Genomic DNA, 20,379 nt, shown 5'->3' with positions numbered 1-20,379 from the left:
GGGACAATGAAGAGAAAGGTTGTGCTTGCGGGAGGAAGCGGTTTTCTAGGCCAGGCGCTTGCCGACCATTTAAAAAGAAGAGGCTATACTGCAGTGATCTTGACAAGAGGCAGTTCGGCTGATAAAAACGGGATTACATATGTACATTGGGACGGCAGAACGCTAGATGATTCTTGGGTTCGTGAAATTGACGGCAGTTATGCCATCGTCAATTTTACAGGTAAAAGTGTTAATTGCCTGTATACAAAAAAGAATCGGGAAGAGATCATTGCTTCAAGGCTGGATTCAGTCAGCATTTTGAAGGAAGCTGTTAGGAAAAGTTCAGCACCGCCGCAGGCTTTTATTCAGGCAGGTTCTCTTGCGATTTTTGGAGACACCGCCGATGTATGTGATGAGGATGCAGCTCATGGCGATGGATTTTCAGTTTCCGTCTGCCAGCAATGGGAAGAAGCCTTTTTTAGTGAGACATTACCGAAAACAAGGCAAGTCATGCTGCGAATCGGATTTGCGCTCGGGAAAGGCGGCGGGGCACTCGGTCCTCTGCAAATGCTGGCCCGTTATGGACTTGGCGGTCCCATTGGGTCCGGCCGCCAATATATCAGCTGGCTTCATATGGAGGACCTGAATGCTATGTTTATGGAGTCAATTGAAAATGAGGACTATAAAGGCATTTTTAATGCTACTGGAACGGGACCCGTTACCAATAAAGAATTCATGAGGGTATTACGGAAGGTCATGAACAAAGGCTGGGCTCCGCCTGCACCCGCAACATTAGTAAAACTGGGAGCGTATATGATTATGAGGGCTGACCCAAGCCTGGCGCTGACTGGCCGGAACTGCATTCCGAAGAAACTGCTTCATCAAGGATTTAAATTTAAGTATACAAATCTGGAAGCAGCATTGCGAGATCTTATGTAAGAGGAAAACAGACGTGCTTAGGCAGCACGTCTGTTTTTTGGACGGAGGGAAAAATCTATTATACGGATAAGTATTTTAATAATAATGATAAAAATATTTAAAAAGCGGATTACAAGATTCAATAGCTCAAAAACCGGGTTGAGCCATTATAAGAGTGCTTTCTTTCAGATAAAATTAAAGCTATCGGAATATAAAAATGTTATCCGTACATAAAAAAATTTATCCGCACATAAATCCTGTGTAACCGGACATAAATTTGGCCCATCCGCACATAAATTTAACATCCGGCGTCACAGCTCGCCATTATAAAGCTGCAAATAGCCAAGCTGCCAGGAGGTGTATGCACTTAACAGCACTGCAGACACCATAATAGCGAAAAATGCCCAGTCTTTCTTTGAAACTGTGATTTTATGATAGAATTGCCTGTTTTTATCGCCGGTAAATCCTTTCGATTCCATGGCCATGGCTGTTCTTTCCGCTTTGCGGATGGCGCCGGCAAGCAGAGGTACTGCATACCTTTTAAGCTCAGCTATTTTTTCCGAAAATGACCTTGCTTTACTTACTCCCCTGATTCGATGAGCGCTTCTGATAATCTCAAATTCCTCTTTAATTAATGGCAGAAATCGGTAGCCAGCCATTATGCCGTAAGCCAGCTTCGGTGATAGCCGGCATTGCTGCATTAAACTGAGCAGAAATTCTGTTGGCTTTGTCGTTAGTATGAATAAAAGGGAAAGTGAAGTAAAGCTTAACACCCGCAGCCCAAGAGAGAGGGCACGCTGAAATCCCTCCTCTGTTAACGTTAAGATGCCCCAAGTCCAAAGGATGGTTTCTTCTTCAGCTGACCTTGAAAAAAGAATAGCTGACCAAATGTATATAAACGCCATAAACAAAAAGGGCGAGAATAGCAAAAGCCACTTCTTGATTGACACCCTTCCAAACATGAAAGTCACAGCGATTGTTATCACCAATGTAAGTGAAGGAGTGACCGGGTCAAAAAAAACAGACAAAATGAGCACGCAAACCACCACAGCGAGCGCTTTTATACTGGGGTTAATATCATGTAAAAGCATAATTTCCACTCCCTGACACTGCATGGATATCGTTTTTAAGCTTTTCCGAGTATGGAAGCTGAAGGGAGGCTAGCTTCATTATTTCCTTTTCCTTCCATAATTCTTCCGGTGTTCCTTCATAAACCATTTTTCCTTTTGCGAGGACGATCACCTTATCGGCATATGCTCTGATAAGATCCATATCATGGGTAATCATGATGACAGAGCCACCACTGCGGACTTTTTTTTCTAAAAGAGCCATAAGCTCTCTTGCCGTGTTGGCATCCTGGCCAAATGTAGGCTCATCGAGCAGCAGCAAGTCCTGCTCATTTATAAGCATTGTCGCAACGCTTAGCCGCCGTTTTTGTCCCTGGCTTAGGGAAAAAGGATGCAGATGGGCATGCTGATATAAGTTAACAAGTTCTAGAATGCTTTGGACAGATTCTTTTATTTCAGCCTCTGGAAGCTGCTGAATATTCAAGCTAAAAGCAATTTCGTCATACACCGTATCTGTAATAAACTGGTGCTCCGGATTCTGGAAAACGTAACCTATTTTCTGCCTTAATTCATTCTCCTTCCATTCGGAGAGAGGCTGTTCATGAAATAAAATCTCCCCGGAGGAAGCTAAATACAATCCGGAGAGAAGCCTGGAAAGCGTGGTTTTACCTGATCCGTTTGGGCCGGCTATTGCAATGAATTCCCCTTTTTTTACGGAAAAGCTTATATCCTTTAACAGTGCACTCCCGCCTTTATTAAAAGAAAGGCTTTCGGCTTTAAGAATATTTTGATTTGCGAAGACTTTTGAAAAATTTTTCTTTTTATCAAAAAGTTGAACCCCTGAACCGGGGTTTGCCAACCCCTTAATTAGGTCAATTTGATTTAGCGGTAGGGCGGACCCGGAGTATAATCCGGCTTTCCTTGCTAAAAGGCCAGCTTTTACCGTGCTCGGAAGCCAAATTCCTTCTGCCTGAAGCTCCTCTGCATACTTAGTAAAGCAGGCATCCGGCTTGCCATCAAATAAAATTTCGCCCCCTCGGTTCAAGACAAGACAGCGATTAATTTGATCAATCCAATCATCCAGCTTGTGTTCAATGATCAGCAATGTAAACGAAAGTTCAGCTTTAAGCTTCATGATTGTGTGGGCAAGCTCCCGGCTTGAAGCAGGATCCAAATTTGCTGTCGGTTCATCAAGGATAAGGATTTCCGGTTCCAATGCCAAAACACATGCCAATGCCAGCTTCTGCTTTTGCCCTCCTGAAAGGGTATGGATCATGGCATGTTTATAAGGGAGAAGATTGACAAGATCAAGTGCCTGATCAATTTTTCGCTCAATTTCCTCAGGAGGAGTTTTTATGTTTTCCAATCCAAACGCCAGCTCATCTTCAACCGTTACCATGCAAAATTGGCTTTCAGGGTCCTGAAATACGATTCCAATGCTTTTGTTAATCTCACCTGGGCGGAATTCGCTCAGCGTTTTCCCTTTAAAAGAGATCAATCCTGTGAGCTGACCATCTACAGCCTCCGGGTACAATTTATTTAAGCAAAGTGCAAGCGTGCTTTTCCCACATCCGCTTGGGCCCAGAATAAGAACCGCTTCTTCCGGAAAAAGGCTGAAATCCACCTTATTAAAAACAGCCTTGCTCTCTTCTTCATGCCGGAAAGTAAGCTGCTCAGTCCTTAAAATAGCTTCATTAAGCTGTAATTCCATTGTCCGGTTTTCCCCTTTTCCGTTCCTTGCCGATCGGGAAGCTGCTTAATGCGCCTGTTTTAGCAAGGCTTTCACTTAACCATTTTCCGAGCAAACCTGCCAGTAAAGCTCCGCTTACTAGCCGGACGAAAAACATAGCTGTCACATACCCAGGTGAAAGTGCAGCATAGCCTGAAATGAAATAACCCCATATAAAACTCGTGATAGATGAGCCCATGCCGGCAGCGATTAAAACCCAAGTACGGTAATTACCCCATTTTGTAGCCGCAAACACAGCTTCTGCGCCAATTCCTTGTATCATCCCTGAAAGTATGAGGCGAGGACCCACTGCATTGCCAATCATAACCTCAACCGTTGCTGCTATTGTTTCCGATAAAAAGGCAGCCCCAGGCTTTCTGATAATATAGGCAGCGATAATCGATACGATAAACCAGATTCCAAAAATTATGTCATAGCCTATTAAGCCGAACATTCCATAAAGCACGTTTCCAAATTGGAGAAAAATGAGATACACTACCGCAAACACGACAGCCAAAACAGAAAGCACGATAACTTCCCGAAGCTTCCATTTTTCAAGCATATTATTCAGCCCCCTTTTTGGAAGGGCTGTTTGCAGACATGTTAACTGTCATGACAATATGTGTGGAGTCACTGTTTTTACATTCCTCGAAGGCATCTTCAAGCGTTTTAAAAACAGCATGTGCATCTCCATCAAGTCTTGAAGCATAATGGACCCCTTTTGTAAAAGTGCCCTGTGATTTTGCCAGCTTTACCTGGTCCATAATGACATCCATATATGAAGGGATCCCCATTGGATAAAGGGCAAATTGTACGGCAACTTCCTGAAGAATCTCGGCTGTCTTCTCCTCATTCGCTCTTTCTTCATTTTCAGCAAGGTAAGCATCACCTGCCGTGTCTCCCGGGCAGCCGTTTGAAAAAGTCCCATTGAAGACAACATGGTCGCCATGCTTGGCAGCTTCAAGGTAAATGGCTTTTACTACATCAAAAACATGAATGGAACGTCCTCGTACACATGTACTGACATCATCTGTCTCCATCCATACCTTGCTTGTGTCCACTTCTTTCAGGGCTGATAAAATAACATCCACAAACCGGTCAGTCATCGGATAGATTGAGAATCTGCACCCGGTAATCTCACTTGTTCCGCATAAAAAATTTTCTTGCATTTTGTCATTCCTCCTAAACTTTTTTTAAAAATAAAAAACTGCATTCCCATAGGGAAATGCAGCTGAATGTTATCAATACAAAAAAATGATAGCCGTTCACCTGCACTTCCCCACGCTGGTATTATCCAGATCGGGTCATAAGGGTCAGAACGGATTGTTCTTCTCAGCCAAAAGCTCCCCTAGTGCAAACTTGATATGCAGTTTTTATTTGACTCCATCTTAATACGCGAAAAATGAATTGTAAATGGATAATTTATAACTATTAGATTTAAGAAGTCTCTCAAATTGAAATATGCAGTGCCAAAGCATACAAGCTGAAGAAAAATATGTGCATTGTCCATGTAATGTTCTAATCTATTGCATCTTCTCATAAAAGTGAAATAGGACAATTTTACACCGAGAATAGGGGGCAAATTAGATGATATACCGATTGCTTGCTTTAAATATTGACGGAACACTTCTCCAATCAAATGGAAGACTTCATAAATCCACTAAAGAAGCGATTGAATATGTACAGGAAAAAGGTATATACGTAACGCTTGTAACCTCAAGGAGCTTTCCTTCTGCAAAGAAAGCGGCAAAAGCGCTAAAACTTAATTCTTTGCTGGTCACACACAGGGGGGCTTATATTGCTGCTTCCCAGGAAAAGCCGATTTTTGTAAAACGCATACAGGAAGATGAAACGTTTGAAATCGTGCGCCTGCTTGAAGGCTTCACATGCCAAATCAGGCTGGTGCACGAAAAATATTCCCTGGCCAACAAAACAAAACTAAATTCCAATATGCTTGCCAAAACAGTATTTACTACAGGTGATCCCATCTTTTACTCCCAGCAATTTGTAGATTCATTGAGTGATACCATTTTGGATGAACCTGTCACACCTCCAAAAATTGAAGTCTACTTTGAAGATAAAGAGGACCTTCAAGATGCTCAGGCTGCCATTAAAGGCATGTTCGAAAATATCGATACCATTAAACTGAGCGACCTGCGCATGGATATCGTTCCGGCAGGAGTATCCAAGCTTAATGGATTGCTCTATTTGGGAGAACATCTGGGAATCTCAAGAAACCAAATGGTCGTTATCGGCGACTCCATAGATGACCTGGAAATGATCGAAGCAGCCGGTCTCGGTGTGGCAATGGGCAATGCTCCGGCGGAAGTGAAAAAAGCTGCCGATTGGCTAACCCGATCCAATAACCAGAATGGAGTCAGCTACATGGTTAAAGAACACTTCCGCAAGCAGCATCCAATTGAATTCCTGAGGAAAATGAATCTATTAAAATAAAGCGATCAAAAGAGAGTACGATTATGATAATCGGCTCTTTTTTGATGTGGGAGCAGGAAAACAAGCAGTGGCACATAAAGTTGGGAAATTGACGCAAGTAAAGCGATAAGGAAGCAAATGCTGGTTTGACTCGATGCATAAAAGTGGGGAGATGACGCAAAAGGGGGAGAATGACGCAAAGAGTCGTAAAATAATGCAGTAAAATACCAGGAAGATGCAAGCCCATTCAGGCACGACTCATAAAAGTAACGGCACCACGTAAAAGCAAGAGAACGGCGGATAAAGTTGTCAAACCGACGTATAAAAGTAGCTGAACGGCACAAAAGCAGGATTCCGGCTAATATACAACAATGCCACCAAATAGTCTTCAAAGCAGTTTTCCAACCTATTAGGAATCTTTTCCCGTGTATTGACCTCCTTTACCCGTTTCTGTACACTTAAAGAAGTTTGTCAGCAACATTGAAACTCTTTATATAACAGACTTTTAGCTGCCGTTAGCGAACAGAATGATGGCAGTTTTCATTATATTCTTTTTAAAAAGGTGATCGCTTTGAAAATTTCAATATTAGGTATACAGGATGAAAGGTTTCATCGACCGCTGCGATTGATTGGGAATCTTTTTTTCGAGGAGTGCGAAGTGGTATTAGGAGAAGCTCCAGAAGCTGATTTAAAAATTGGTTTTCAACTGGAACAAGGTGCCAGCACTAAAGCAAAAGCAGAACTGACTGACAAAGAAGGCCAAATAAGGTCGGCTGTTTTTGAAAAAGAATTCGTGCCTGCTGGATCCGAGAAGGAGAATTTTAAACTAATTAAAAATGCGGTTTCGCATGTATATTTGACTGTTCTGCAGGACTGGACAGGGATTACACAAAAGTGGGGGATTTTAACCGGAGTTCGTCCTACGAAGCTTCTCCATCGTGCAATGCAGAACCAGACGCCGCAGCAGGAAGCCCATCAGCAGCTAAAGGAAGAGTATTTGATTACAGACGAAAAAATTAAGCTTATGCAGAATATCGTGGATAGGCAGCTGGCTGTTGTTCCAGATTTATATAAGCTGCAAAATGAGGTCAGCATTTATATCGGAATTCCTTTTTGTCCGACAAAGTGCGCTTACTGCACGTTTCCGGCGTATGCGATCAGCGGCAGACAGGGATCTGTGAACTCCTTCCTGGGTGGTTTGCATTATGAAATGCGCAAAATTGGCGAGTGGCTTAAAGAAAAGGATGTTAAAATTACGACTGTTTATTACGGTGGCGGGACTCCAACAAGCATTACCGCGGAAGAAATGGATATGCTTTATGAGGAAATGTACACGTCTTTCCCTGATGTAAAGAACATCCGCGAGGTAACAGTGGAAGCCGGGCGTCCCGATACAATTACACCTGAAAAACTGGAAGTGCTGAAGAAATGGAATATTGACCGCATAAGCATCAATCCGCAGTCTTATATCCAGGAAACGCTGAAGGCGATTGGCCGTCATCATACAGTGGAAGAAACAGTTGATAAGTTTCACCTTGCCCGCAATATGGGGATGAACAATATTAACATGGATTTAATCATTGGTCTTCCTGGGGAAGGGGGATCCGAGTTTTCCCATACCTTGAATGAAACGGAGAAATTGATGCCGGAATCTTTAACTGTCCATACATTATCTTTTAAACGTGCATCGGAAATGACGAAAAACAAGCAAAAATATAAGGTAGCCGATCGTGATGAAATTGAAAGAATGATGGAGATGGCGGAAAATTGGACGAAAGAGCATAACTATGAACCCTATTACTTGTACCGCCAGAAAAATATTCTCGGCAACCTTGAAAATGTCGGCTATGCACTTCCAAACCAGGAGAGCATCTATAATATTATGATCATGGAAGAACAGCAAACAATCATTGGTCTTGGGTGTGGAGCCTCAAGCAAATTCATTGATCCTCAAACAGGAAAAATAACTCATTTTGCCAATCCGAAAGACCCGAAGTCATATAATGACAGCTTCAGGCATTACGCGGACGAGAAATTGAAAATTTTAAATGAACTATTTAATAAACAAGAATCCCTGGCTGAATAGGCAGGGATTTTTTTGAATCGTTTTTTGAACATTTAGATAAAAATTAAAGGATTTTTTCCAAATAAATAGAATGAAATAGGTATAACTGATCATAAGATTGTATGAAATGAAAGCGTTTCCAAAGAGGGGGAATAGCAATGATGATGCAAACACCTTTGACTATGACGCAGATGATTAAGAGGGCAGAACAGTATTTTCCAAAGAAAATGGTCGTATCCAGGACGTCCAGCGGAATTCAAAGATTTACATATAAAGAGATTGCAGAACGAACCCGCAAGCTCGCAGAAAGCCTGCAAAAGCTAGGGGTTGATAGAGGGGATAAGGTTGGAACGCTGGCCTGGAACCATCATCGTCATCTTGAGGCCTATTTTGCGATCCCATGCAGCGGGGCCGTCCTCCATACGATTAATATCCGCCTGTCGCCTCAGCATATTTCCTATATCATTAATCATGCTGAAGATAAGGTGCTGCTCATTGATCCGGATATTGTTCCTCTAATCGAGAAGGTTAAGGATGAGTTAAAGACTGTCAAGGCATTTATTATTATGACCGACGACAAAGAATTGCCGGAGACATCGCTCTCGCCTGTTTACCATTATGAAAAATTGGTTGAAGAAGCCAGCGGAGAATATGAATATCCTGATGATTTGAATGAAAATTCAGCTGCAGGGATGTGCTATACCTCTGCTACAACAGGCAATCCAAAGGGTGTCGTATACTCACATCGAGGGATTGTCCTCCACAGCATGGCACTGGGAATGGCCGATAGCGCAGCTGTTAGCGAGAAGGATATAGCACTGCCGGTTGTGCCAATGTTCCATGTAAATGCATGGGGGCTGCCATTTGCTGCTGTTTGGTTCGGTACAACACTTGTTCTGCCTGGACCTTATTTTACACCACAGCTGCTGGCTGAGCTCATACAGTCAGAAAAAGTAACCATTACAGCCGGGGTGCCGACAATCTGGCTTGGCCTTTTAAAAGAATTGGATGAAAACGAGTATAATATGAGTTCGCTCCGTTCGGTGCTTTGCGGCGGATCTGCAGCTCCGAAAAGTATGATTAAAGCGTTTGAGCAGAAGCATAAAATTCCTTTCATGCATGCTTATGGAATGACTGAAACAAGTCCTCTTGTTGTGATTTCGGCTCTAAAAAGCTATCAGGAGGAGCTTTCTGCGGAGGAGCAGCTTGATATTAAAGCCAGGCAGGGCATCCTTGTTCCAGGCCTTGAGATGATGGTTGTCGGCAAGGATGGGGAAGCCGCATGGGATGGAAAGGAAATGGGCGAGCTTGCGATAAGAGGCCCTTGGATTGCATCCGAATATTACAAAGATGAACGGACAAATGAAGCGTTCCGCGATGGCTGGCTGTATACAGGTGATGTCGTGACAATAGATGAAGAAGGGTTTATGAAAATTGTTGACAGAACGAAGGACTTGATCAAGAGTGGAGGAGAATGGATATCCTCAGTAGATATAGAGAATTCCTTAATGGCACACGAAGCTGTATTCGAGGCAGCGGTAGTTGCTGTCCCTCATGAGCAATGGCAAGAGCGGCCGGTAGCATGTGTTGTCTTAAAAGAGCCTTTTAGAGGGAAGACAACGAAAGAGGAATTATATGAATTTCTTAAACCGCAATTTGCGAGGTGGTGGCTTCCTGATGATATATTGTTCCTTGAGGAGATCCCAAAGACTTCTGTTGGAAAATTCCTAAAGATGGCATTAAGAGATCAAGTTCAAAAAAAATATACAGGAAATACACAGTAATAAATTTATAAAGGGCAGCATCCTTATTTTAGGTGCTGCCCTTTATCTATGAAAATAAATGACAAAATTTAAAATTTTTAGACATAATGCTTTTTAAATATAATAATACTCTTTATAATAAAAGAAGCGTAGAAAAGGAGGGGAAGGATTTTGGCAATAGATTTTATAACAGATACTGTCAATCTGCAAATCGATGGGCGTGTTGCAACCGTTGAGATGAACAGGCCGGAATCATTAAATGCATTAAATATTGAAATGCTAAAAGGTTTATTGGCAGTAATGAAGGAAGTAAGCCATATGGATGAGGTCGACATCGTTGTCTTAAAAGGAAACGGCCGTGCATTTTCCTCAGGCGGAGATATTAAAACGATGCTTTTGGAAGCGGATGAAAGCGATTTCTCTTCGGTTATGGATTGTATTAATGAGCTGGTTGTAACCCTTTACAGCATGCCGAAGCTGACCATGAGTACAGTTACAGGGGCAGCTGCCGGTCTTGGATTCAGCCTTGCATTAGCAACAGATTATATTTTGGCGGAGAAATCAAGCAAACTGGCAATGAATTTTATTGGTATAGGATTGATCCCTGATGGAGGCTCTCATTTCTTCCTCCAGCAGCGTATTGGTGAAGATAAAGCCAAGCAATTAATCTGGGAAGGAAAAGTACTTTCTGCGGACGAAGCGCTGCATATAGGCCTTATTCATGAAGTGGCTGAAGACGAATTAAGCACCGCTGTTGATTCAAAGCTAAGCAAATGGCTTAACAGCCCAACAGAAGCCATGATCAAGACGAAGAAAATCCTTGCAGATAAAAACCGTCCTCTTTTATTAAAAGTGCTGGAGCTGGAAAAACTTGGTCAGCATAAGATGAGACAAACCGAGGATCATCAGGAAGGCATCAAGGCTTTTATTGAAAAAAGGAATCCTGTCTTTAAAGGAAAATAAATAGATTTAAAGAAAAAAGCAAAGAGCCTGGGCTCTTTGCTTTTTTTTATCTATGAAACAAAATAAGTTTTCCTTCTGGAGAAGTACAGCGGTGAGTTTTTTCATCCAATCCCTTTTCCTTCAGCATTTTTTCGCCGAGGCCCTTTGCTTCATCATCATTAGATGCCTGGAAGGACTCGTCCAAAATCTTTTCCCCGTCCAGTTCAAATGCTGTAAGTTTGTAAGTTTTCATTCTCATAAACTCCTTTGTTATAAAATTCAGATAGTTACTATTATTCTTGCATAATTTCTATAAATGTGCAAAAGAAATTTATTAGACAGACCCTCATCCAAGCTGAATGGCACTAATCGGAAATAAAGTTTCCCGTTTCAGGAGGAAACCCGTTCTAAAGGGCACTAATCGGAGTGAATAGTTCCCGTGGCAGCAGAAAAAAATGGCTAATAGCCTTAATCCAAAACGAATGGTTCCTATACGGAAGAAAAACCTACTATCCGCTATCGGAATTTTACCTTTAATATTTTTTTATGGAAAATTGAACCTTTTTCTCCTTTTGTCCGTATTACCAATTAGGCAAAGGAGGAGTTAGAAAATGGCATTGCAGCTTGAACATGTTACAAAGCGTTTTGGCCAGTTTACGGCTGTTGATGATTTGTCCCTGTCGATTCCCGAGAGTGAGATGTTTGGGTTTCTTGGAGCAAACGGGGCAGGTAAAACGACTACGTTTCGGATGATTCTGGGATTACTGGATTCAAGCGGAGGGAAGATCACCTGGAACGGAAAGCGTATTGATTATTCAACCAGTCGGCTTATCGGGTACCTTCCTGAAGAAAGAGGATTGTATCCTAAGCTTAAGGTAAAGGACCAGATTGTTTATCTTGCGAAGCTTAGAGGGATGGCCAAGCAGGATTCTTTAAAGGAATTAAGCTATTGGCTTGAGCGCTTTAAAGTCCCTGAAAATGCGAATAAAAAGGTGGAGGAGCTTTCAAAAGGAAACCAGCAGAAGATCCAATTCATTACGGCTGTCATTCACAAACCGAAGCTTCTGATTCTGGATGAACCCTTCAGCGGGCTTGATCCTGTTAATGTGGAGCAGATGAAGGAAGCGGTTTTGGAACTAAAAGACAATGGTACCACGATTGTTTTTTCTTCCCACCGGATGGAACACGTGGAAGAACTTTGCGAGCATTTATGTATTATGCAGAAAGGCAGGCCTGTCGTCCATGGTTCTCTTAAAGAAATTAAACGCTCCTTTGGAAAGAAAAATCTTGTGATCCACGCCGATTATGATTTAACCTTTTTGGCCAATAGCCCTGGTGTAACTAAGGCAAGACAGACTGCGGAAGGAATACATCTGCAGATTTCAGGAGAGGAAACGGCTGAGGGAATATTTAAGGAGATTGCCGCGAAGGGCTTTGTCCGTAAGTTTGTACTGGAGGAACCATCCCTGAATGACATTTTCATAGAAAAGGCAGGTGCTTCCTATGAATAATTTTATGACTATTCTTCTTCATACCTATCTTAGCAAGCTGAAAACCAAATCGTTTATTATTACGACCATTATTACTGTATTGATTGTGGTTGGCCTTGCAAATTTATCTGGGATTATTGACTTTTTTAATAAAGATAATACAGAAAAAATAGCGGTAATTGACCAGTCTGGTGTGCTATTTAGTCCTTTAGAAGAACAAATGAAGGTGATAAATAAAGACATTCAATTAGAAGCCTATAAAGGCACAGAAAAAGGAGGAGAAGATGCTGTCAATGCCGGTGGATATAAGGGCCTGCTGCTGTTGTCTTTTGACAATGAAAATCTCCCCGAAGCAACCTATAAAGCAAGGAGCATTGCTGATTCTGCCGTTCCTTCCGAATTGCAGAGCGGACTGCAGCAGCTGAAAACCCAGCTGGCTGCTTCACAAATCAACCTTACTCCTGACCAGCTGGGAAAACTATATGAGCCGGTTGATTTTAACCAAATAGCCCTGGAGAAAAATGCTAAAACAAAGGAAGAGCTAAACCAGGCGAGAGGCCTTGTATATGTACTTTTATTTGTCATCTATTTTGCCGTTATCATGTATGCAAATATGATTGCCATGGAAGTAGCAACGGAAAAGTCCTCCCGGGTGATGGAAATTCTAATTTCAAGTGTGTCGCCGATCAAGCAGATGTTTGCCAAAATACTGGGGATCGGGCTGCTCAGCCTGACACAGATGGCATTGATTTTACTGGCAGGCTATTATTCAATCAAACAAAATCTCGATTCAATGGAAGGCGGCTTTTTTGAATTCTTCGGATTTGGGGATATTCCTGCTTCCACAATCGCCTATGCACTCATCTTTTTCCTGCTAGGATATTTTCTGTATGCAACATTGGCAGCTTTTCTTGGTTCGCTTGTCAGCAGGATAGAAGATATTCAGCAGATGATTACACCGATGACGATGATGGTTGTCGCAGGCTTTATGATTGCCATGTTCGGTTTAAACAAGCCGGAAGCGCCATTTGTGACGATCACATCTTATATTCCATTCTTTACTCCAATGCTTATGTTCATGAGGGTGGGAATGCTGTCCCTGCCTGCTTGGGAACCTATACTGGGCATTCTTATTCTTCTGGTGACCATTGCGATATTGGCTGTGTTTGGCGCAAGAGTCTATAGGGGCGGCGTACTGATGTATGGTAAATCCAACTCTTTTAAAGATATTAAAAAAGCCCTTCAGCTAACCAAAAATGAATAATAAAGAAAAAAGCTCCAAGCGGAGCTTTTTTTATTGCTCAAAGATTTTAGGCGAACAATGCTTTTAATCCTTCAAATGCAAAGTAAACGCCAAATCCGATCAGGGATAATCCAGAGAGGATGGAGATGAGGATAATTCCTTTCGATGTCAGGAACTTGCGGAAGCCTGTTGTCAGCCCTGCTACAAAAAGATCCCAGAGCATTAGTCCTATAAAAACCATCGTGCTGTATAAAAAGAGCTCGGCTTTCCCATAAGCTGCCGCTGTTTTTGCCAGAACTGATCCGTAAATGCCCAGCCAGAACAGGATTGAAAGTGGACTTGAAACGGACATAATGAAGCCGGAAAAAAAACATTTGAACAACGAATCTTTGCTGCGGACGTAGTTAATGGAGATTTTATTGGCATTTATAATGCTCTCGAAGCCTGTATATAAGAGAATAAATCCGCCAAAAAGCCAAAGAAAGATCTGTACGATTGGGGTGTCTAAAAAGTGCACAAGGCCGAGGTATACTATCAGCATATAAAAGGCATCCGCAAACATGGAGCCGACCCCGACAATCCAGGCATGCCAAAACCCGTTTTTAATGCCTTTTTCAAGTCTTACTGCGTTAACCGGACCGATTGGAGCTGCTAATGACAGTCCTAGAAAAACATAACTTAAGTAAATTCCAATTCCCAACAATGACCACTCCGCCCATTTATTTTTCCGCAGGAAGCAATTACAGCCCCTGGAAAGAGTACTTGTACATTTTTATGCACAAGCCTCCATGGTTAAAACCGGATAGGGTGTTTTTCCTCAAACATTTTAGGTTAAAGATTATCGTTGATTTTGGCGCCCTGTTGATTGGAGCGAAGGATGCGAGATCCTCGGAAATGCATTCGCATTTTCTTCGTGCGGTGTTTATTTGAGGATGCTTATTATTGTCTTGCTGGAAAAGCGTGTCAGCGGTAGATCCCGCAGGCGCGAATGCGCGGAGAAGGCTCAAGGACCGCCCGCGGTTCGCTGAGCGTCTGGATTGGAAGTCAGCAGGGGAGTTTAACAGGACTTGGAAAAAATGAGTTTAACAACTATTTTTAATAGGAACGTGCATTCGCTTTTTGGATGAGTTAAAATGAAAGAAAAGGAACGAAAGGAAGTTTATATGAAGAGGGTAACGTTTATTCATGCTGCTGATTTGCATCTGGATAGTCCAATGGCCGGATTGAAGAGTTTGCCTCCTGCTATTTTTAAAAGGCTTCAGGAAAGCACGTTTGCGGCATTTTCCAAAATTGTTGATGCAGCTATTATCCATTCAGTGGATTTTGTCATTCTGGCTGGGGATTTGTTTGATGGGGAAGACAGGAGCATCAGGGCGCAGATCCGCTTTCGCAAAGAGATGGAACGGCTCGCTGAAAGAGGGATTCCTGTTTTTGCGGTACATGGAAACCATGATCATATGGAAGGGCGCTGGGTCCATATGCCAATGCCCGATAATGTCCATGTTTTTTCCCATGAAGTTGAAGTGATGAAGCATACAGTTAAAAATGGCACCTCTGTCCATTTATATGGTTTCAGCTATCCGAGGAGACATGTGCTGGAGCGTATGATTGACCGTTACACTAGGAAGGATGGAGCCGACTTGCATATCGGGATCCTTCATGGCCATTTTGAAGGCAGCAGTGAGCATGATAAATATGCTCCATTCCGATTAAAGGATTTGCTTGAAAAAGACTTTGATTATTGGGCTCTCGGCCATATACATAAACGGGAAACATTAAACGAACAGCCACCAGCCATTTATCCCGGCAATATACAGGGACGAAACCGGAAAGAAACTGGTCCGAAAGGATACTACTTAGTTGAATTGACTGAATCGGGTGCAAAGACAGAGTTCCTGGAAGCGTCTGCTGTAATATGGGAAGAAGCGAAAGTGGATGCTTCAAATGCTGATTCTTTTCATGATCTATTCGGTATGTGTAAATGCCTGATGGAAGATATGAGGCAGAACACGAAGGGGACAATAGTTAATCTGACATTAAACAATGTCAGCCTTGCTAGGCACGAAATAAAAAGTATTGAAAATGGTGAGCTGCTTGACGCCTTGCAGGAGGAAGAAATAGAAGAGGAATCATTCGTGTGGGTCTCCAATCTTGCTGTAAATGAAAAAAGAATCTGGAGTAAAGAAAAGCTGGCATATGAATCCGATTTTTTCAGCGAGCTTTTTAAAACAGCAGAGCAAGTTGCAGATATTAGCGAAAGTACCCTCCCTTTGTATGGGCACCCGCTGGCAGGAAAATATTTGGGAGACATTCATGAGGATGAAAAGCGCAGGCTTGCCGGGGAAGCGGAGGCCCTGCTTGTGGACCTTCTATACAAAGAGCATGCTTAAACAGCAGTATATATTGAAGGAGGCGGGGATATGAAAATTACCGATATACATATTTATGGATACGGAAAGTTAACGGATTTCAGTCTTTCGGATATTCAATTTTTTCAAGTGATTTATGGTGAAAACGAAGCTGGCAAATCCACCATCATGTCTTTTATTCATAGCATCCTTTTTGGCTTTCCGACTAAGCTTCAGTCAGAGTTAAGGTATGAGCCAAAGGAAGGGGCAAAGTATGGCGGGAGGCTTATAGCGGTTTTTCCTGAAGCTGGGAAGGCTGTTATTGAGAGAGTAAAAGGAAAGGCTGCTGGAGACGTTAGCGTGATGCTTGAGGATGGAACAAGGGGAGGGGAAGAGCTTTTAAGCGAGCTTCTTAACCATGTTGATAAATCCCTCTTTCAGTCCATTTTTTCCTTTAATATCCATGGCTTGCAAAATATAAATCAAATGAAAGGTGAAGACTTGGGGCGATATTTATTTTCTGCAGGCTCACTGGGGACTGACCAGCTGGTAACAGCGGAAAACGCGCTTCAAAAAGAATTGGAAAGCCGCTTTAAGCCAAACGGAAAAAAGCCGAGTTTGAACGTAAAGTTAAAGCAGCTGAAGCAGCTGCATCAGGAACTGAAAAAAGCGGAGCAGCAAAATGAACAGTATTGGACTTTACTTCATGAAAAAGAAACACTTGAAAAGAAAATAGCAAGGATGCAAGATGATCAGGAACATACCCAGCAGGAGCTTTTTCGCTTAAAGGAATGGCAGGAAATTTTCCCGCTGATTACAGAGGAAAGAGAGCTAAAAAGGGAAAGGGAACAATTTAAAGACATTTCATTTCCGGCAGATGGACTGGCAATGATTGAAAAACTTGAAAGTTTGATTTATCCGCTCGAGGCGCGTAAAACAAGCCTGGAGGCCAGGATTAGCACCCTTGAAAAAGAGCTGGAGAAGAATAGGCCTGACAATGCTCTGCTGGAGAAAGAGCCGCAAATAAATGCAGCAGTTGAGGGAATCCCATTATTGGAAAAGCTTAGGCAAGAAGAAAGCGAATTATCGTTAAAGCTGGCAAACCTTTCAGAGGAAATTTTAATTCTGCAGGAAAAACTTCATATTCAAACGGATGAAAGACAGCTGGAAGCAATAGACACCAGCGTGTTCATGAAAGAAAAGGTAAACAAAGCTCAAATACGCCATAGTCGCCTGCTTACAAAAAAGCAGGAGCTGGACGAGTGCTTTAACGAGGAAAAGTCCGCATTGGAGGATATCGAAAGCAAAATGGACGGGCTGAAAAAACAGTTCCTAACGGAAGCAGAACGGGAAGCTATTAAGGAGAAGTTGAGCCTTTCAGCGGACAGGCACCTTCTTGAAAAAGAGCTGCAGGATACACAGGAAAGGCTTCTTTTTCTCCATAAAGCTGAAGAAAAAGAGCGGAAAAACAGCTCTGAAAAAAGAAAGCAGGAAAAAGCTCAGCTTTTTATTTTTGGAATTCTTTTTGCCGTTTTGTCTGGGTGGGGATTATGGAGCCAAACATGGGTCCTTGCATTTGCAGGTTTGATAGGAATAGCCTTTTGTGGCTTCATGTTTTACAAAAAACAGCCAGGGGAGAATGATAACTTCATAAAAGACGAAATAAGGGCTCTAGCTGAAAAGGAAAGTTCACTAATGGATAAATTGAAACAGCCGGATATTCAGCATGCAGCTAAATTGGAGGCACAGCTTAAAAGAGACAGTGAATTGCAAAGCCAGTTCCTCCAATACAAATTTCAGCTTGGTCAGGCCAATGAGAAATATGAAAAAGTCATTGCATCTTTTGAAAAGTGGGAGAAGGAATATGCTGATTTAGACAAAGAAATGATTGGGCTTGGGAATTTGCTGTTCCTTTCTCCTGAAATCTCCAAATCCCATTTGCCTGAGGCCTTTAGCCTTATTGAACAGCTTAAGGCGCTCTACAGGGAGAAAAATTATGTAATGGAAAGAAAAGCTGCAGCGGCCAGGGGGATCAAAGAGAAGCTCATTCTTTTTCATAGCCTAAAAGGACTTTTTGAGGAGCAGCAGGGCAGTGTCCAGGAAGTTTCTTACCTCTTAAAAAAGAGGCTAAAGGAAGAAACGGAAAAACATATTAAGCTGGCCGAAAGAAAAAACAAGCTTCATGAGCTAAAGGATGAATACAGCACGGTGCTTGCTGAACTCGGCCACTTTAAAAAAGAATACGAGCAGCAGCTCGCACTTGCAGGAACAGAAACTGCTGAAGAGTATCGTGAAAAAGGAATCGCAGCACAAAAATTAGCACGGCTGGATGAACAAATTAAACAAATCCGTAAACAAATTAACATGCACTCCTTCTCACAGGATGAAATCGACCAATATATGAATGTGGAAAGCCCAGAATTGGCTATCCATGCTCTTTCTGAAGAATTAAACAAGCTTCGTGACAGCATCCCTTCTCTGCAAAGCAGCCTTGCAGAAGTAAAATACGAGATTCAGCTGCTTGAAGAGGGAGGGACCTATGCTGAGCTTCTTCACAAATTCGCTTTTTTAAAAGCAGAATTTGAGGAAGAGGCCAAGGAATGGGCCAAATATGCAGCGGCAAAGGATATTTTGGAAAAAACGATTAGCAGCTTTAAAAATGAGCGCTTGCCTAAAATGCTTGTAAAGGCAGAAGAATACCTTTCATATTTAACTAATGGCAGCTATGTCCGCATTTATCCGAAAGAGGAAGGGGACGGTTTTCTTATTGAAAGCAAGGAAGGCGCAACTTTTGAAGCAAAAGAGCTCAGCCAGGCTACTGCGGAGCAGATATATGTTTCGTTTAGGCTCGCGCTGGCAATGACTATTTACGGAAAATATCCATTCCCGATCATTATTGATGACAGCTTTGTTAATTTTGACCATATACGGACTGGGAAAATAATCAGTTTGTTAAAAAATCTTCCAGACCGGCAAATTTTGCTTTTTACCTGCCATAAACATTTGCTACCATATTTTCAGGAAAAACAAATAAAGTCTGTTACGAAGGAAAAGCTGCCTGTTTAACTATGACAGGCAGCTTTTATAGTCAGAGAAGGAAGATAATCTAACAAAAATATGTTTATATTTTAAAAAGTATGTCAGTTAACCTTACACATTTCATGATTTTTCTGATTTTATCCTTTATGCTGATAAAAAGAGTCAGGAAGGAGAAAACAAAGTTGCCATGGCCCATTCAAATATTGATACTTGCTGTTTTTCTTCTTGCAGGGAATTTTGTGGTTGCAGTTTTCCATATTCCGCTCCCCGGCAGCGTAGTGGGGATGATCATGTTGTTAACCCTTTTGGTAAAAGGGTTGGTTAAATTGAGTTGGATAGAGCGTGTAGCAGCCTTTCAAATTAAACACTTGACCCTGCTGTTTATCCCCTTTGTCATTGGATTGTTTTTATCTCCCAATTTCATTCCACTTTTGGATTTTCATTTTATTTTGGTACTGATTGTAAGCAGCTTCTGCTGTTTATTGGGAACAGCATACTCTGTTCAATGGTTTGAAAAAATAAGGAGGAGGAGCCAAAAATGAGTTCGATTTTAATCAGCAGTATAGGCTGCATAACGATGACTCTTGGCAGTTATATCGCGAGCCTGCAGATCTTCAGAAAGTTTAAGAAAAGCTGGCTCAATCCCTTGTACACTGGAACAGCCCTTCTGATTATAATTCTCCTTTTATTTAATATCCCTCTTACTGTCTATCAAAAAGGCAACAGTTTATTTGAACTGCTTTTGCAGTTGTCCATCGTCTCTTTTGCAGTGCCATTATATAAAGAGTGGCCTTTAATGAAAAGACATTTTAAGAAGATTTTCTCGGGTGTGTTTTGCGGAACCTTTTTAGGTATATTTGCAGTTTATCTGATGTCTCAGGCTTTTCATTTTAGTGAGGAAATCAAGGCGTCTCTCATTCCGCGCTCCGTAACTCTGCCTGTTGCTTTAACCGTTTCAGATGGACTGGGGGGAACCACCGCCATTACTGTTTTCTTTGTTCTTTTTTCTGGCCTTTTTTCTGTCATGCTAGGACCCAAGCTTTTGAAATGGCTTGGAATTAAAAGTAAAGCTGCAAAAGGACTTGCGATGGGTACCTCCGCTCAAATGCTGGGCGCCAATCGGTCGCTTCTGTGGGGAGAGGAAGAAGGGGCAATGGGATGCATTGCGATGACGACATCCGCGATTCTGCTATCTTTATTGATTCCCGTATTATTGCTTTTGCTGTAGTAAAATATCAAAAAAAGGGAGAAGCCCAATCATCGAATGCTGAATGGGCTTTTTTTTGCGGGATAAAGCAATAATCAAGTCAGTCCGATAGATTGATAATTGATTAGTTTAGTAGGGGAACGGGTCTGTATGGTA

17 protein-coding genes and 1 riboswitch are annotated in these 20,379 nt (G+C 42.1%); of the genes, 11 read left to right on the top strand and 6 right to left on the bottom strand.

Annotated elements, in window-relative coordinates; translation table 11 throughout:
* Positions 1–6 precede the first annotated feature (6 nt).
* Positions 7–918, top strand: coding sequence for a TIGR01777 family oxidoreductase (locus tag DFO73_RS14530; protein ID WP_110065470.1), 912 nt, complete (start codon positions 7–9; stop codon positions 916–918).
* 290 nt (positions 919–1,208) lie between these two features.
* Here DFO73_RS14530 and DFO73_RS14525 read toward each other — a convergent pair whose 3' ends face one another.
* The 4 genes from DFO73_RS14525 to DFO73_RS14510 are packed head-to-tail and all read right to left on the bottom strand — an operon-like array spanning position 1,209 to position 4,862.
* Positions 1,209–1,988: an energy-coupling factor transporter transmembrane component T family protein gene (locus tag DFO73_RS14525; RefSeq protein ID WP_110065469.1), complete on the bottom strand. Its 780-nt coding sequence runs from the start codon at positions 1,986–1,988 to the stop codon at positions 1,209–1,211.
* Positions 1,975–3,675, bottom strand: coding sequence for an ABC transporter ATP-binding protein (locus DFO73_RS14520; protein WP_110065468.1), 1,701 nt, complete (start codon positions 3,673–3,675; stop codon positions 1,975–1,977). The genes DFO73_RS14525 and DFO73_RS14520 overlap by 14 nt, the downstream gene beginning before the upstream one ends.
* Positions 3,659–4,255 carry an ECF transporter S component gene (locus tag DFO73_RS14515; protein WP_110065467.1) on the bottom strand — a complete coding sequence of 199 codons (597 nt, stop codon included), beginning with the start codon at positions 4,253–4,255 and terminating at the stop codon, positions 3,659–3,661. The genes DFO73_RS14520 and DFO73_RS14515 overlap by 17 nt, the downstream gene beginning before the upstream one ends.
* Position 4,256: 1 nt before the next feature.
* Positions 4,257–4,862: a YkoF family thiamine/hydroxymethylpyrimidine-binding protein gene (locus DFO73_RS14510; RefSeq protein ID WP_110065466.1), complete on the bottom strand. Its 606-nt coding sequence runs from the start codon at positions 4,860–4,862 to the stop codon at positions 4,257–4,259.
* A gap of 90 nt (positions 4,863–4,952) precedes the next feature.
* Positions 4,953–5,053, bottom strand: a riboswitch (TPP riboswitch).
* A gap of 227 nt (positions 5,054–5,280) precedes the next feature.
* Here DFO73_RS14510 and DFO73_RS14505 point away from each other — a divergent pair.
* The 4 genes from DFO73_RS14505 (at position 5,281) to DFO73_RS14490 (ending at position 10,917) form a co-directional block, all read left to right on the top strand.
* The gene (locus DFO73_RS14505; RefSeq protein WP_110065465.1) at positions 5,281–6,147 is read left to right on the top strand and encodes a Cof-type HAD-IIB family hydrolase; all 867 of its coding nucleotides are present in this window, start codon (positions 5,281–5,283) and stop codon (positions 6,145–6,147) included.
* Positions 6,148–6,697: 550 nt separating this feature from the next.
* Positions 6,698–8,212, top strand: a complete 1,515-nt coding sequence (locus DFO73_RS14500; RefSeq protein WP_110065464.1) for a coproporphyrinogen III oxidase — start codon at positions 6,698–6,700, stop codon at positions 8,210–8,212.
* Positions 8,213–8,349: 137 nt separating this feature from the next.
* Positions 8,350–9,975, top strand: coding sequence for a long-chain fatty acid--CoA ligase (locus DFO73_RS14495; protein ID WP_110065463.1), 1,626 nt, complete (start codon positions 8,350–8,352; stop codon positions 9,973–9,975).
* Between the two features lie 150 nt (positions 9,976–10,125).
* Positions 10,126–10,917, top strand: a complete 792-nt coding sequence (locus DFO73_RS14490) for an enoyl-CoA hydratase (protein ID WP_110065462.1) — start codon at positions 10,126–10,128, stop codon at positions 10,915–10,917.
* A gap of 46 nt (positions 10,918–10,963) precedes the next feature.
* Here DFO73_RS14490 and DFO73_RS14485 read toward each other — a convergent pair whose 3' ends face one another.
* Positions 10,964–11,149, bottom strand: a complete 186-nt coding sequence (locus tag DFO73_RS14485) for a YhzD family protein (protein ID WP_110065461.1) — start codon at positions 11,147–11,149, stop codon at positions 10,964–10,966.
* A gap of 358 nt (positions 11,150–11,507) precedes the next feature.
* Between DFO73_RS14485 and DFO73_RS14480 the strand changes: the two genes are divergently transcribed.
* Entirely contained in the window at positions 11,508–12,407 is a 900-nt protein-coding gene (locus tag DFO73_RS14480) for an ABC transporter ATP-binding protein (RefSeq protein ID WP_110065460.1), read from the top strand.
* Complete coding sequence (locus tag DFO73_RS14475) at positions 12,400–13,650, top strand: ABC transporter permease (protein WP_110065459.1); 1,251 nt, start codon at positions 12,400–12,402, stop codon at positions 13,648–13,650. Before DFO73_RS14480 ends, DFO73_RS14475 begins: the two co-directional genes overlap by 8 nt.
* Before the next feature lie 46 nt (positions 13,651–13,696).
* On the opposite strand, the gene DFO73_RS14470 is transcribed toward DFO73_RS14475, so the two are convergent.
* Positions 13,697–14,329: a LysE family translocator gene (locus DFO73_RS14470; protein ID WP_110065458.1), complete on the bottom strand. Its 633-nt coding sequence runs from the start codon at positions 14,327–14,329 to the stop codon at positions 13,697–13,699.
* A 433-nt stretch (positions 14,330–14,762) separates the two neighbouring features.
* Between DFO73_RS14470 and DFO73_RS14465 the strand changes: the two genes are divergently transcribed.
* The 4 genes from DFO73_RS14465 (at position 14,763) to DFO73_RS14450 (ending at position 20,244) form a co-directional block, all read left to right on the top strand.
* Entirely contained in the window at positions 14,763–16,019 is a 1,257-nt protein-coding gene (locus tag DFO73_RS14465) for a metallophosphoesterase family protein (protein ID WP_309043288.1), read from the top strand.
* 30 nt (positions 16,020–16,049) lie between these two features.
* Positions 16,050–19,043: an ATP-binding protein gene (locus DFO73_RS14460; protein ID WP_110065457.1), complete on the top strand. Its 2,994-nt coding sequence runs from the start codon at positions 16,050–16,052 to the stop codon at positions 19,041–19,043.
* A gap of 155 nt (positions 19,044–19,198) precedes the next feature.
* Positions 19,199–19,558, top strand: coding sequence for a CidA/LrgA family protein (locus DFO73_RS14455; protein WP_110065456.1), 360 nt, complete (start codon positions 19,199–19,201; stop codon positions 19,556–19,558).
* Positions 19,555–20,244 (top strand): LrgB family protein, encoded by a 690-nt coding sequence (locus DFO73_RS14450; protein ID WP_110065455.1) that lies wholly within the window; start codon positions 19,555–19,557, stop codon positions 20,242–20,244. The genes DFO73_RS14455 and DFO73_RS14450 overlap by 4 nt, the downstream gene beginning before the upstream one ends.
* The last annotated feature ends 135 nt before the right edge of the window (positions 20,245–20,379 follow it).

Source organism: Cytobacillus oceanisediminis, assembly GCF_003182355.1.
Taxonomy (GTDB): domain Bacteria; phylum Bacillota; class Bacilli; order Bacillales; family Cytobacillaceae; genus Cytobacillus; species Cytobacillus oceanisediminis_A.
The sequence above is the reverse complement of the archived record's forward strand: the minus strand, read 5'-3'. Positions and strand labels throughout refer to the sequence as shown.